This window comes from Streptococcus mitis (genome assembly GCF_003944325.1).
GTDB classification, from domain to species: domain Bacteria; phylum Bacillota; class Bacilli; order Lactobacillales; family Streptococcaceae; genus Streptococcus; species Streptococcus mitis_CW.
The window spans coordinates 1-12745 of sequence record NZ_RJPX01000016.1 but is presented as its reverse complement, the minus strand read 5'-3'; the positions used below and the strand labels follow the sequence as shown (position 1 = coordinate 12745).

At 40.7% G+C, this 12745-nt stretch carries 14 protein-coding genes; all 14 read right to left on the bottom strand.

The window, feature by feature from the left end; all coding sequences use genetic code 11:
- Nucleotides 1-564, bottom strand: a complete 564-nt coding sequence (locus tag D8787_RS05825) for a TIGR01440 family protein (protein WP_185776760.1) — start codon at nt 562-564, stop codon at nt 1-3.
- Between the two features lie 114 nt (nt 565-678).
- Entirely contained in the window at nt 679-2370 is a 1692-nt protein-coding gene (locus D8787_RS05820; RefSeq protein ID WP_125421702.1) for a cache domain-containing sensor histidine kinase, read from the bottom strand.
- The gene (locus D8787_RS05815) at nt 2367-3104 is read right to left on the bottom strand and encodes a response regulator transcription factor (RefSeq protein ID WP_084937094.1); all 738 of its coding nucleotides are present in this window, start codon (nt 3102-3104) and stop codon (nt 2367-2369) included. Before D8787_RS05815 ends, D8787_RS05820 begins: the two co-directional genes overlap by 4 nt.
- A 171-nt stretch (nt 3105-3275) precedes the next feature.
- Nucleotides 3276-4388 (bottom strand): peptide-methionine (R)-S-oxide reductase MsrB, encoded by a 1113-nt coding sequence (gene msrB / locus D8787_RS05805; protein WP_125421699.1) that lies wholly within the window; start codon nt 4386-4388, stop codon nt 3276-3278.
- A gap of 9 nt (nt 4389-4397) precedes the next feature.
- On the bottom strand, nt 4398-4961 hold the full coding sequence (locus tag D8787_RS05800; protein ID WP_125421696.1) for a redoxin family protein: 564 nt from the start codon (nt 4959-4961) through the stop codon (nt 4398-4400).
- Nucleotides 4962-4974: 13 nt separating this feature from the next.
- Complete coding sequence (gene ccdA2, locus D8787_RS05795) at nt 4975-5685, bottom strand: thiol-disulfide oxidoreductase-associated membrane protein CcdA2 (protein ID WP_125421694.1); 711 nt, start codon at nt 5683-5685, stop codon at nt 4975-4977.
- A 296-nt stretch (nt 5686-5981) separates the two neighbouring features.
- Nucleotides 5982-6884 (bottom strand): Rpn family recombination-promoting nuclease/putative transposase, encoded by a 903-nt coding sequence (locus tag D8787_RS05790; RefSeq protein WP_125421691.1) that lies wholly within the window; start codon nt 6882-6884, stop codon nt 5982-5984.
- 144 nt (nt 6885-7028) lie between these two features.
- On the bottom strand, nt 7029-7577 hold the full coding sequence (locus D8787_RS05785) for a GNAT family N-acetyltransferase (protein ID WP_125421688.1): 549 nt from the start codon (nt 7575-7577) through the stop codon (nt 7029-7031).
- A 441-nt stretch (nt 7578-8018) separates the two neighbouring features.
- Nucleotides 8019-8843: an ammonia-dependent NAD(+) synthetase gene (nadE, locus tag D8787_RS05780; protein WP_125421685.1), complete on the bottom strand. Its 825-nt coding sequence runs from the start codon at nt 8841-8843 to the stop codon at nt 8019-8021.
- Entirely contained in the window at nt 8840-10300 is a 1461-nt protein-coding gene (locus D8787_RS05775) for a nicotinate phosphoribosyltransferase (RefSeq protein ID WP_125421682.1), read from the bottom strand. Before D8787_RS05775 ends, nadE begins: the two co-directional genes overlap by 4 nt.
- A 115-nt stretch (nt 10301-10415) precedes the next feature.
- Nucleotides 10416-10904, bottom strand: coding sequence for a DUF6773 family protein (locus D8787_RS05770; RefSeq protein WP_125421679.1), 489 nt, complete (start codon nt 10902-10904; stop codon nt 10416-10418).
- Nucleotides 10894-11103: a helix-turn-helix transcriptional regulator gene (locus D8787_RS05765; protein ID WP_001107500.1), complete on the bottom strand. Its 210-nt coding sequence runs from the start codon at nt 11101-11103 to the stop codon at nt 10894-10896. The genes D8787_RS05770 and D8787_RS05765 overlap by 11 nt, the downstream gene beginning before the upstream one ends.
- 379 nt (nt 11104-11482) lie before the next feature.
- Nucleotides 11483-12211: a hypothetical protein gene (locus tag D8787_RS05760; protein ID WP_125421676.1), complete on the bottom strand. Its 729-nt coding sequence runs from the start codon at nt 12209-12211 to the stop codon at nt 11483-11485.
- 15 nt (nt 12212-12226) lie between these two features.
- On the bottom strand, nt 12227-12745 hold a 519-nt coding region (locus D8787_RS05755), incomplete at its 5' end, for an ATP-binding cassette domain-containing protein (RefSeq protein ID WP_260471383.1).

Sequence of the window (12745 nt, the reverse complement as noted above, 5' to 3'; positions counted from 1 at the left end):
TCACGACTTTCTAATAGAATCTTGCGGATAGTGCGCACGCGCACCTCCAATTAATTTTGGGCGACTAGCCAACGCCGTTACGTGGGCATGACCAATCTCTCTCAAAAGAGGGCGAATCGGAACCTGAACATGCTTAACATGCATGCCAATTGCAGTATCTCCGATATCCAATCCAGCATGGGCCTTGATAAATTCAACCTCGACTGGATCCTGCATAAACTTGAAGGCTGCCAACTGACCCGAACCTCCTGCATGAAGGGTAGGAAGGACACTGACCATTTCCAGACCAAACTGCTCTGCCACCTGACGTTCAACAACGAGGGCCCGATTGACATGTTCACAGCCTTGAACAGCTAGATGAATTCCTTTTTCCTCTAGGATATCTAGGATGGTCTTCACAATGATTTCGCCAATTTCTTGGCTGGATTCCTTGCCAATCTGACCACCTATCACTTCACTAGAAGAAAGACCCAAAACAAAGATAGATCCTTGCTTCAAATTGGTCTTTTCTAATACATCTTTTACAATCTGGCTTGTTTCTCTCTGAATATCTTTTTCCTTCATACTTGATACCTCTTTTGTCATTATCTATCATATCGTTTTTTCTTGTTTTTAGCAAGATAGACAAACTAGAAAGCTTTCTCAATTACGCATAAAACTCCCAGAATTGACCGGGAGTTAGCTAGTTTCTATTCTATTTATGTATATTTCAACCGTCGTTCCTTTGTCGGGTGCAGAATCAATCTTCATCTGATAATCTTCTCCAAAATGAAGTTTGAGCCGTTGGTCGACATTTTGAAGACCTACTCCTCCACGTTTGAGCTGACTCTGACTACTATCGCCAGCAACTTGGAAGCCAACGCCATCATCCTCAATACGGATGACTAGTCCTGAATCCTTTTTCTGAACAGAAACTTTAATATGTCCCTGACCTTCCTTCTCCTTGATGCCATGGTAAAGGGCATTTTCTACCAAAGGTTGTAACACCAACTTGGGTAAGACTAGCTTATCAAAGGCAGGATTTTCAGCAATCTCGTATTCCAGCTTATCTCCATAACGTTGTTTCTGGATAAAGAGATACTGGCGGACATGATTGATTTCATCAGAAAGAGAAATCAAATCCTTACCCTGATTGAGCGCCAAGCGGAAATAGGTTGCCAAGGACTTGGTCACCTGAACCACTCGCTGACTATCCTGAAATTCAGCCATCCAGATGATGGTGTCCAAGGTGTTATAGAGGAAATGGGGATTAATCTGGCTCGACAAGGCTTGAAGTTCATACTGCCGGGTCGTTTCTTCCTGCTTGCGAATAGCTACCATCAGCTGATCAATCTGATCCAACATGGCATTGAACTGGCGAGTCACCTCTCTCAACTCATAGGCACCAGTTTCCTTGGCACGCAGATTTTGTGTACCAGAAGCAATTTCCAGCATGGTTTCTCTCAAATCCTTCAAGGGAGCAATCCAACGCTTGAGACTGAACCACACCAAGCAGAGACAGGCAAGAAGAGATGTGACACTGGCGCCAAGCAAGGTCCACATTAGTTGACTCCGAACCTGGTCTAACTTCTCCAACGAAGAAACTCCTATAACCGTCCAATCAGTTCCTGCAATCTGTTCCTGACTGACGTAGGATTGGTGATCCAGCGTATAGCCCTGTCCCGTCTCGATGTAGGGTTTCATAGCCTCCATTTCGCTAGATGAGCTATAAACTGTGTGTTGAGGATGGTAGACAAATTCATGGTTTTCATTGATGATAAAGGCAAAACCCTGCTGACCCAACTGGAGTTGGTTGAGATAGGCTTCCAGAGTTTCATAGGAAATATCCAAACGAAGTACACCCAGATTGGCTCCCTTTGCATCAACAAGTTCTTGAGTGACAGAAATGACCCACTGACTATCTGATTTACGAGCTGGAGTCAAAACTGGCATGGCTCCCTGATGAATGGCCTTTTGGTACCAATTCTCATCCATCATATCAGAGGAAGTTTTCATCTGTACACTATCATCTGTAGAAATGACCTGACCGGATTTGGTCACCAGCACAACAGTTTTCAAGTCCTGATCTGACTTTAAGATGGTCAAAAATAAATCTCGAATTCCCTTGACCTTGTCTTGACTGGGATTATCAGCATAGGTTAGAACATCTGCCTGCTGGGTCAAACTGGTAGAGGTGGTTTCTAATTTTTTGATATAAGACTGAATAAAGTGGCTAGTTTGACTAATGGTCGTTTGGCTATTGCCCTCAATGCTAGCCTCAATGGCCGAGGAACTAGATTGATAGTAGAAAGTCCCAACCAGAGCTAGGAGAATGAGAAAGACCAGAAAGATGGAAATAACCATTCTGACTAGGAGAGAAGAACGCTTCATCGACCTTCTCCCTTCTTAAACTGACGAGGTGTTACACCTGCAATCTGTTTAAAACGTTGGGTAAAATAGTTCATATCTTCAAAACCAACCTTTTCGGCTATCTCATAAATCTTTAAATCTGTGGTCAGAAGCAAGAGCTTGGCTTGTTTGACACGTTCTCGCACCAAATAATCCTGAAAAGGCAGACCCAACTCTTTCTTAATCAAAGAACTCAGATAAGTCGGACTAAAGCCCAAGTCACTGGCCAAAGACTTTAAACTAAACTGGCTATCAGCCAGATGGGACTGGATTTTCTGGGCAATATTTCCCTCAAACTTATCAGTCAGTAAATCTTGTAACTGCTCTTCCTTTTCTTCCTTGTCCAACTTTTGCTTGATTTTCCCCAACATTTCCTCAATATCCTGACGAGAAAAGGGCTTGAGCAGGTAGTCATCCACACCTAGTTTGACAGCAGACAAGGCATAATCAAAATCATCGTAGCCTGTTAAAAAGACCAAATGCACCTGAGGATAGGTTTCTCGGACTAGACTGGCCAACTGGATGCCATTTAGCTGAGGCATGTTGATATCGGTTAGAATAATATCTGGCACCTGCTTTTGTATCAATTCCCAAGCCTGTCTTCCATTTTCAGCTTGACCGATGATTTCCATATCGTAGGCTGCTACATTGACCAGCTTGGTCAAGCCTTGTCTTACCAGATATTCATCTTCTACGATTAAGATTGTATAGGTCATGCTTCTCTCCTTTGTACTAGTATCAGTATAGCAAAATTCTCCTCTAACTGCTTAGGAAAGACTTCTTATACTCAATGAAAATCAAAGAGCAAACTAGGAAGCTAGCCACAGACTGTACTTGAGTACGGCAAGGCGACGCTGACGTGGTTTGAATTTGATTTTCGAAGAGTATTAATCGACATAATCTAGTAAATATGCATAACCTTTTTCTTCCATTTGGTCTTTGGAAATAAAGCGGATAGAGAGACTATTAATACAGTAGCGCAAGCCACCCTTGTCCTGAGGCCCATCTGTAAAGACATGACCAAGGTGAGAATCCCCAACTCGGCTTCTCACTTCCATGCGTGTCATATTGTAAGACTTATCTTCCTTGTAGGTGGCGACATCTGGACTGATGGGTTGTGTGAAACTAGGCCAGCCACAACCAGACTCAAACTTATCCTTTGATGAAAAGAGGGGTTCGCCAGTTGCCACATCCACATAGATGCCGGATTCAAATTTATCCCAGTAGCGATTTGAAAAAGCTCGTTCTGTTTGATTTTGCTGGGTAACTGCATACTCCTCAGGTGACAAGGTCTTTTTCAATTCTTCATCACTTGGTTTGGGATATTTGCTGGCATCGATGACGGGATAGGCTGCCTGATTGACATTGATATGGCAGTAGCCATTTGGATTTTTCTTGAGATAGTCTTGGTGGTAATCCTCAGCCACCACAAAATTCTTCAAAGGCTCCTTTTCAACTGCTAGAGGTTGGTCATATTTCTTAGCAACTTCATCAAAGACTTGGTTAATCACCTCTAAATCCTTGTCATCTGTGTAATAAACACCAGTACGGTACTGGGTCCCCACATCATTTCCTTGTTTATTTTTGCTGGTTGGATTGATAATGCGGAAATAATGAAGCAGGATTTCCTTGAGAGAAATTTGCTTGGCATCATAAGTAACATGAACAGTCTCCGCATGACCTGTTTGATTAATCAATTCGTACTTGGTTGTTTCCCCTCTACCATTTGCATAGCCTGAAACGGCATCTGTCACTCCGGGAACGCGTGAGAAGTATTCCTCCACTCCCCAGAAACATCCTCCAGCTAGATAAATTTCGTGCAAGTCTGCATCTTTACTCACTTCTGTTTTTTTCATTGTTTTTCCTCCTTGGCTAACTGATGCTTTCTCAATTTGCGAGCTATCTGTCTGCCCTGCATTTCGCATCAATAGAAAATAGAAACCGGTTATGGCTAGGAAAAAGACTCCTGCCAAGACAAACAATTTTACTTTATCATTCATGACCTTTCTCTACCCCATTTCTTTCAATGTTTTTAAAATCATATCCTTATCCATAAAACCTGGTTGCGTCTTGACCAGTTTTCCTTCCTTGTCTATAAAGGCTTGAGTTGGGTAAGAACGGACACCATAACTTTCCAAGAGTTTACCTGACGGATCAATTAGAACTGGAAAATTTTTATAATCCAAGCCCTTGTACCAGTTCTTAAAATCAGCTTCCGCTTGTTCACCCTTGTGACCAGGAGACACCACTGTCAAGACCACATAGTCATCACCAGCATCCTTAGCGATTTCGTCCGTATCAGGAAGACTGGCTAGACAGATGGAACACCAAGAAGCCCAGAATTTGAGATAGACTTTCTTGCCCTTGTAATCAGACAAGCGGTAGGTCTTGCCATCTACACCTGTTAGTTCAAAATCAGCGACTTCCTGACCTTTAGTGGCAGTTTGCGCACTGACTTGTTCTGTTTTGGTTTGCTCCTTCATAGTAGATTGGTCTGACATATTTTTAGCCGAACAGGCTGCCAAACAACAGATTGAGCCTACTCCAAGTAGACATGTTTGCCATTTTTTCATTTCTTCTTCCTTTCTATTCAAATAATGTAGTCAAAATGGAAGCATTTCCCAAAAGCACCAAGATTCCCATCACGATAATGAGGAAAGCACCCAGTTTCTTGAGGGTTCCGAGATAAGGATGGAGTTTTCGGAAATGTTTCAAAACATAGCTGGAGGCTAGAGCTAGAGCCAAAAATGGTAGTGCCAAACCCAGCGTGTAAACCAACATGAGACCAGCTCCCTGCCAAGCACCTGAGCCACCTGAAGCCGCCAAGGCCAAAACAGAGCCAAGAACCGGCCCCACACAAGGCGTCCAAGCAAAACTAAAGGTCAACCCCAGTAAAAATGCCTGACTATAGCCCTTACCCTTTTGCCCCTGTCTCTTTAATTGTAGCCTTCTTTCCTTGTAGAGTCCCTGCAAATGTAAGACTTCCATCTGATGCAAGCCCAAGAGAATGATAAGCGCACCCGTCACATACTGAAACCAAGAGGCATACAGCAAATTGCCTAAAAAACCAGCTCCATAACCTAGTGAGATAAAGATAAAGGATATTCCTACTATAAAAGCCAAAGTTCGCAATAAACTAACAACTGAGATTAAATATTTTCCACTAAAAGCCTGAGAACCATCTTTGTCATCCAACAAGACCCCTGCATAGACTGGCAACAAGGGTAAGATACAAGGAGAAAAGAAGGAAAGAATTCCAGCAAGAAAAACACTGATAAGAAAGATTATATTATCCATTGCCTTCCTCCATTCTTTGATTTGATAAGACTATTATAGCCCCAAAGTTCCAGAAAAAACAGGGACAATAATAGGGAAAAATAGGAATTTAATCAGGTTATACTTCAAAGAAAGCAAAAAAGTATGAGTACCAAAAGTAAGCTATCTTACATTTTAGAGCCAACATCTAGTAAATAAAAAAACAGATTCTTCCGTTTATCACGGAAAAATCTATCATTGACTTACTGATTTATAAAAAATTCCAATTACAGTTTACGAATCTTATCTTTGCTGGTTTCTCTGTATTTTTTTAGTTCTTATTTATGATGCTCTTTCAATAGTTCTTCAAACTCAGAGACAGTCATGCCTAATTGCTGACTTGCAACCTCAGCAGTTAAAAGACCTTGACGGACTAGATCTACTAACATAGTGAAACTTCCTTCAACTTTCCCACGCTCCAAGCCTTTTTCTTCAGCTTGTTCCAAGGCATAGTCGTGTGCTAATAATGCTTGTTCTTCGCGTCTGCGCTGTTCACTAAACATTTTCCTGTCCTCCTCGGACCAGCTCTTGTAGTCCAGTAGTTGGTCTGCCTGGCTAATAGCTCGCTCGGGTTGTTTAGTAAAGGGCTTGTTCCCAAAAAACTCCAACCACGGCTTGCGAATGCTATCTTTGCTGGTTTCTCTATATTTTTTTAATTCCAAGAATGCCATCTTGACTAGATGGTTTTCTTGTCCATTGTTTGTGATGGTTAAAACCTCACCTGTCGAATCCTCTCGCATGCTAAAACTGTGAAAAGCCAGGTCATCTGAGAAATAATTACTATCCACAATAGCGATTGCGTATACTGGTGCGATGTGTTTGTAACTCTGATGAGTATCACCTTCACGTTGACGAATTTTTTCTAGATTTTGATTGACCTGACTGCATAAGTAAGCCCACAAACGATTGATAAAAAAATTCTGATGATGAACTTGGATTTCAATAATTACTTGCGTTCCATTATCCAACTCCGCCAAGACGTCTATACTGGTATAGAAATCCTGCGCCGAGTACGGCAGGGAAGGCAAGACGTGAATGTTACTTCCCTCCAAAATAGTTACATTTCTGGCTGGTAAATCCAACATATCGCGAATAAATTGACAAGTGATTTCTGGATTGCTAAAGATTTTCTTAGCAACCAAATCGTTAGTTGGGCTGATGCCCGGATGACGTACAGTCATATTTGCTCTCCTTTCATTATAGCACATTTTTTAATCTAATTTACTAGATTTGATGCTTCTATCTATTTATTCGGAAAAAGAAAGGATAAATGAAATAGTAAATAAAAAATGAGGACAGCGGATAAGCAATAAATTTTAAACTTATCAGTCCTCCCTACTTATCTGATAATAAATAAGGTCCGCAAGATAGCCCTTTCTCTCCACCCCATTTGCAACAGTTTTTAGATAGGACATCCCAGCCTTCTCCATAACACGACCTGAAGCTGGATTGAGACTGGCATATCGAGCTCTGACCTTTTGAAAGCCTGCTTGAGTAAAACAGAACTCCAAGACAGCTTTCAAGGCCTCCGTCATCATATCATGACCCCAGTATTTCTTGCCTAGTACATAGCCAATTTCACAACTTGAATCATCCTCATCTATCTTAACGATACTGATATCTCCAATCACTTGCTCTGGGTTTTCTTTAAGACAAATGGCCCATTTGTAATAGTTGGGATTTGTATACGAGCCAACCCAATTTCGAATAGACTTCCGAGTCACCTCAACATCAGGATGAGGATCCCAAGTAACGTAGGTTAGATTCTCAGCAGACGAAGCCCAATTTTGAAACATAGCTTCTGCATCACTCTCCACAAATCTTCTCAAGATCAAACGGTCTGTCTGTAACATTTGCGTACCAATAGATTTCATGGTGCTACCTCACTTTATAATAGATGATTCTCTGTTCAATCTCCATTGAAATTTGTTTTGCTTTCGAATCTCAAGGTAATAAGCTAAAAAGGTCCACCAGACCTTCTTCGCTTTCTCATTTCTAGGCTCAGGGTAAAAAACTAACCTCAGTAACAGCTAGAAAACAAGTTTTTCATCTAGTTACTTGACACAGTCGCTGTCTGGTTTGAAATGCGCTTTACCAAGCTTTTTCAAACCTAGTCATCGTTGCGGGGGTGAGACGACGAAATCGAACTCTTCGAGTTACCAGACCTTCCTCGTTTTCTTATTTCTAGACTCGGGGTAAAAAGGTCCCCTGGACCTCCTCGTTTTCCCGTTTCTAGACTCGGGCTGAAAACCTCCACTGGAGGTTCCTCATTTTCTTATTTCTAAACTCGGGGTAAAAAGGTCCCCCGGACCTTTTTACTCCCAAAAGTCATCAAATACGGTGATTGGTAGGTGGCGTTTGTGTTGGCCTTTGTGCCACCAGTTTTCAATGGTCGCTTGAGCTTCTGGGCTGATTGTTTTGCCTTCTAGGTAGTCGTCAATCTCTTCATAGGTGACTCCAAGTGCGACTTCGTCAGCCAGTCCAGGTTTGTCTTCTTCTAGGTCTGCTGTTGGGATCTTTTCATAAAGGGCTGGGTCTGCACCAAGTTCCTGCAAGAGTTGTTTTCCTTGGCGTTTATTGAGGCGGAAAAGTGGTAAAATATCTGCACCACCGTCACCAAACTTGGTAAAGAAACCTGTGATATTTTCCGCAGCATGGTCTGTTCCAATGACCGCTCCGCTATGGGTACCCGCCAGGGCATATTGGGCAATCATACGGCAGCGAGCCTTGATATTTCCCTTGTTGAAGTCTGAAACAGGGCTTCCTGTCGCTTCAACTGCAGCTGTCATGGCGTCAGCAGATTCCTTGATATTAACTACCAAGCTGACATCAGGCTGGATAAAGGCTAGGGCTTTTTGGGCATCTGCTTCATCAGCTTGCACTCCGTATGGCAGGCGGACAGCGATAAATTTGTAGCTGTCGTCTCCCGTTTCTGCTCGCAGTTCTTCCATAGCTAGTTGAGCCAAACGCCCTGCCAAGGTTGAGTCTTGTCCTCCAGAAATCCCTAGTACAAAGGTTTTTAGGAAGGGATGTTTTTTCAGATATCTTTTTAAGAAATCAATGGAACGACGGATTTCTTCTTGGGCATCAATCACTGGTTTTACACCCAGTTCTTGGATAATCGTTTCTTGCAAACTCATTCTTCTTCTCCTTCACCAAGGGCTTCCTTGCGCATTTTGTCAATCAAGTCCATCTTGTCTTGCCATACATCACGCGCCAAATCCACTGGATAGTGTTGCGGATTGAGCACGCGCTTGTACTCATCCCACAACTTGTCAAATTCCTTACGAGCATAATCCTGAATCTCAGTCAAGCTAGGAAGGTTGTAAATCAATTTCCCGTCTTTGAAGATATCCACCAAGAGAGGAACGGCATCAAAATTACGAACCGTCTTCTTGATGTATGTATAGGTCGGATGGAACATCTTGATTTCAGTCATGTCGCTCACATCCACACCATCATAAGTAATGTAGTCACCTTCTGACTTACCTTTTTCACGACTGGTAATCCGCCACACCTGCTTCTTACCTGGCGTAGACACTTTTTCCGCATTATTAGACAGCTTGATAGTATTGCGCATGTTACCATTTTCATCTTCAATGGCAACAATCTTATAAACTGCACCAAGAGCTGGCTGGTCATAGGCTGTAATTAGCTTGGTACCCACACCCCAGACATCAATCTTGGCCTTTTGCATCTTGAGGTTGAGGATGGTATTTTCGTCCAAATCATTAGAAGCATAAATCTTAGCCTCTGTAAATCCAGCCTCGTCCAATTGCTGACGGACTTTCTTGGAGATGTAGGCAATATCCCCAGAGTCAATCCGTACACCCATAAAGTTAATCTGGTCGCCCAGCTCACGCGCCACCTGAATGGCAGCTGGCACACCGATGCGAAGGGTGTCATAGGTATCCACAAGAAAGACACAATTTTTGTGAGTCGTAGCATAAGCCTTAAAAGCCTCATAGTCATTGCCATAAACCTGTACCAAAGAATGGGCATGGGTCCCCAAGACAGGAATGTCAAAGAGTTTACCAGCACGCACGTTGCTAGTTCCATTGGCTCCACCAATCACCGCTGCGCGTGTTCCCCAGATAGCCGCATCCATTTCTTGCGCCCGACGTGTCCCAAACTCCATCAAAGGTTCATCTTCGATGACCGAACGAATACGAGCCGCCTTAGTAGCCACCAAGGTCTGGTAGTTGACGATGTTCAAAAGAGCCGTTTCGACCAACTGACATTGGGCTAGAGGGCCTTCCACCTGCACAATCGGTTCATTAGCAAAGACCAAGTCCCCTTCTTGGGCAGAACGAACGGTCAACTCCAATTTGAAATTGCGGAGATAGTCCAAAAATGCCCCATGATATCCTAGCGACTCCAAATAGGCAATATCACTATCTGAAAAACGCAGGTCTTCAAGATAACTCACAATTCTTTCCAAACCTGCAAAAACTGCATAGCCATTCTTAAAGGGTTGTTGGCGGAAATACACCTCAAAGACCGCCTTTTTATTGTGAATCCCTTGGTCAAAGTAAACCTGCATCATGTTGATCTGGTACAAGTCCGTGTGCAATGTCAAACTATCATCTGGATACATACTTTTCCTACTTCCTTAGCTAGAAATACATGAAAATTTTCAAGAACTTTCATGTGTTCCAATAAATTAGTACTATTATATCACATTTTAGCTGGATTGATAAAAGAGTAACAAGCTATTCACCACTCTCCAATTCATCCATATCTTGTTCAAACTTTTTCTGCGCCCATTCGCCATAGCTCTTCAAACCGATATTGCCAATAAAAACCCAAGGAAGGTAAATGACATAAGTAATGACCCAAGCAGACAGGTATTTAACATTCAAAGGATTGTGCTGATAAATTTCTATGTTGAATTGATAATTCTGCAACATCAAAAGAGCCGTAATAGCCAATGTTAAGAAAAAACAACCCAAAATCGTAAAATGAAAACGACTATAATAGGTCACTCCCAGATAACGGGCACGATTGAAAAAGAAGAAAATTCCTACTATCAGAGTATAGACTAGAAAATTCGGATTAAACAGAGATGGAGCCAACACTGCCACCAAATAACTTAGAAGTACAAGCCCAATAAAGAGTGAAAAAGACTCTGCCCCAGCTTTATTGATTAGTTGTTCTTCTCTTTCGTCAAGTAATTGATAATGAATGAATTTATTTACCATCTTCTTCCTCCCAAAATAGTTGGTCTAGGGTTTTCCCTAAACATCTGCAAATAGACTGGCAGAGTGAGAGACTGGGATTGTATTTCCCCGCCTCTATCAAACCAATAGTCTGGCGCGTCACCCCAACAGCCTCTGCCAGTTGACCTTGTGTTAAATCAAGCTCCACACGAGCTAATTTTAATTTTAAATTTTTAGCCACCTGCATCCTCCTTATAGTTTTAATACTCATCTACTCTTAAAAAATACAAAACTAACACAAGCTGTCAGCTATTTATTATAACCTCATTAATTAGCACTCCAATATTATCTTCAGCCTAAAATCAGTATGTTGGATTGTTTGAAATAAACTCCCTAGCTTGCTATTTGATTTTTTGTTTAGTATTAGCTTTAGTAGAATCTTTTAAACGAGTTTTGATTGCTTGTATTTCTTGTTTAGTTGATTTCATATCACTATTATATAATGCTTTTGGAAATGAGTCTAGTGTAAGACAAAAACGTGTGCATAGCAAGAGCAGGATCATAGCAAGATGACTGATTTTTTACTAGATTTTAAGTTTGCAAAATAATACTAAACGAAACTAAAATGAATACTTCTTGCTTTTCTTGAGAGTGAAAAAGTACAATAAAATGATTGTAGTGATTACCACAAGATACTGACTAATAGACATCGTATTTGAAGCCACAAATACAGGTAAGGAATAAAAAGGAAGAAGTTCAATTGCTTTGATAAACAAATCATTACTAGTATTCATCATAATCGTATTTAATATATTAGGGATAAAGAGTAGTAAAGCTACTAAAATACCAAATACCAAGCCATTTTTCAATTTGTATAAATAGAAAATGTAAGATAATAGAAAATAAAATAGGACTAACAAAATTGTATTGACTACAATGGCTACTATAAAATCTAATCCTAAATCACCTGGAACACCCAATTTACTTACGATGACTAGTAACACAATGCCATTCAAAGCATAAATAATGGAAACTGAGACGGAATATAAAAAATTAGACAAGACGTAAATCATCCGATTTTTCTGTTGATTATAAAATAAACTGATCGTATTGTGGGAAAAATCTCTACTAATGACTCGATTAGCATGTATGACAGCCATTAACATACCGAGCATAGCATAAAAGTTTGAAATATGCTTAATACCAAGTGATGTCCCTTGAGTCTTTAGAATAAAGAATGTAACCAGTATCGGCGGTATAAACGAGATAATCAAACCGAGATATATTACGCCTGATGAATATAAATCCCTTATATTTTCCTTAAGAAAATTCAATTTATTTAATTTCATGATTATAACCTTCCTTTATTTTGAACGATTTAGATAAATATCTTTAAGCGTCTCTTTTTTAGTTTCAAAATCAACTACTTTAATAGAGTTTTCGTTAAAAAATTTAAAAAGCTCACTACTTTGAATATTCCCAGACATAGTAATTCTCAGTCCCTCTTCCTGAACAATATCCCCAAATTCTTGTTTGGTAATGAAAATGTCTCTATCTGTAGCTGATAAAAAAGCTATCTCAAACAAGCAATTATGGCTATCTTTTCCTACTTTTTGGAATGTCAAAAGACCGTTCTCCAAGAAAAGAACCCTCTCACAAATTTCTTCAATATCTTCTAATTTATGACTCGATATTAAAATTCCCACATTTTCATGTAAAGCTAAATTTTTTAGAACCGCTAAAACTATTTGTGATGATTCAATATCTAAACCATTAGTCGGTTCATCTAAAATCAATATATCAGGTTCCGTAACGAGGGTTAGAAGCAAAGCTAATTTTTGTTTTGTACCCAAAGAATAGGTCTTTACTTTTTTATTAATAGG

What these genes read in the sequence shown, in the direction of transcription:
- D8787_RS05825 (WP_185776760.1), bottom strand. Translation starts at nt 564, where the DNA reads ATGAAGGAAAAAGATATTCAGAGAGAAACAAGCCAGATTGTAAAAGAT.
- D8787_RS05820 (WP_125421702.1), bottom strand. Translation starts at nt 2,370, where the DNA reads ATGAAGCGTTCTTCTCTCCTAGTCAGAATGGTTATTTCCATCTTTCTG.
- D8787_RS05815 (WP_084937094.1), bottom strand. Translation starts at nt 3,104, where the DNA reads ATGACCTATACAATCTTAATCGTAGAAGATGAATATCTGGTAAGACAA.
- msrB (WP_125421699.1), bottom strand. Translation starts at nt 4,388, where the DNA reads ATGAATGATAAAGTAAAATTGTTTGTCTTGGCAGGAGTCTTTTTCCTA.
- D8787_RS05800 (WP_125421696.1), bottom strand. Translation starts at nt 4,961, where the DNA reads ATGAAAAAATGGCAAACATGTCTACTTGGAGTAGGCTCAATCTGTTGT.
- ccdA2 (WP_125421694.1), bottom strand. Translation starts at nt 5,685, where the DNA reads ATGGATAATATAATCTTTCTTATCAGTGTTTTTCTTGCTGGAATTCTT.
- D8787_RS05790 (WP_125421691.1), bottom strand. Translation starts at nt 6,884, where the DNA reads ATGACTGTACGTCATCCGGGCATCAGCCCAACTAACGATTTGGTTGCT.
- D8787_RS05785 (WP_125421688.1), bottom strand. Translation starts at nt 7,577, where the DNA reads ATGAAATCTATTGGTACGCAAATGTTACAGACAGACCGTTTGATCTTG.
- nadE (WP_125421685.1), bottom strand. Translation starts at nt 8,843, where the DNA reads ATGAGTTTGCAAGAAACGATTATCCAAGAACTGGGTGTAAAACCAGTG.
- D8787_RS05775 (WP_125421682.1), bottom strand. Translation starts at nt 10,300, where the DNA reads ATGTATCCAGATGATAGTTTGACATTGCACACGGACTTGTACCAGATC.
- D8787_RS05770 (WP_125421679.1), bottom strand. Translation starts at nt 10,904, where the DNA reads ATGGTAAATAAATTCATTCATTATCAATTACTTGACGAAAGAGAAGAA.
- D8787_RS05760 (WP_125421676.1), bottom strand. Translation starts at nt 12,211, where the DNA reads ATGAAATTAAATAAATTGAATTTTCTTAAGGAAAATATAAGGGATTTA.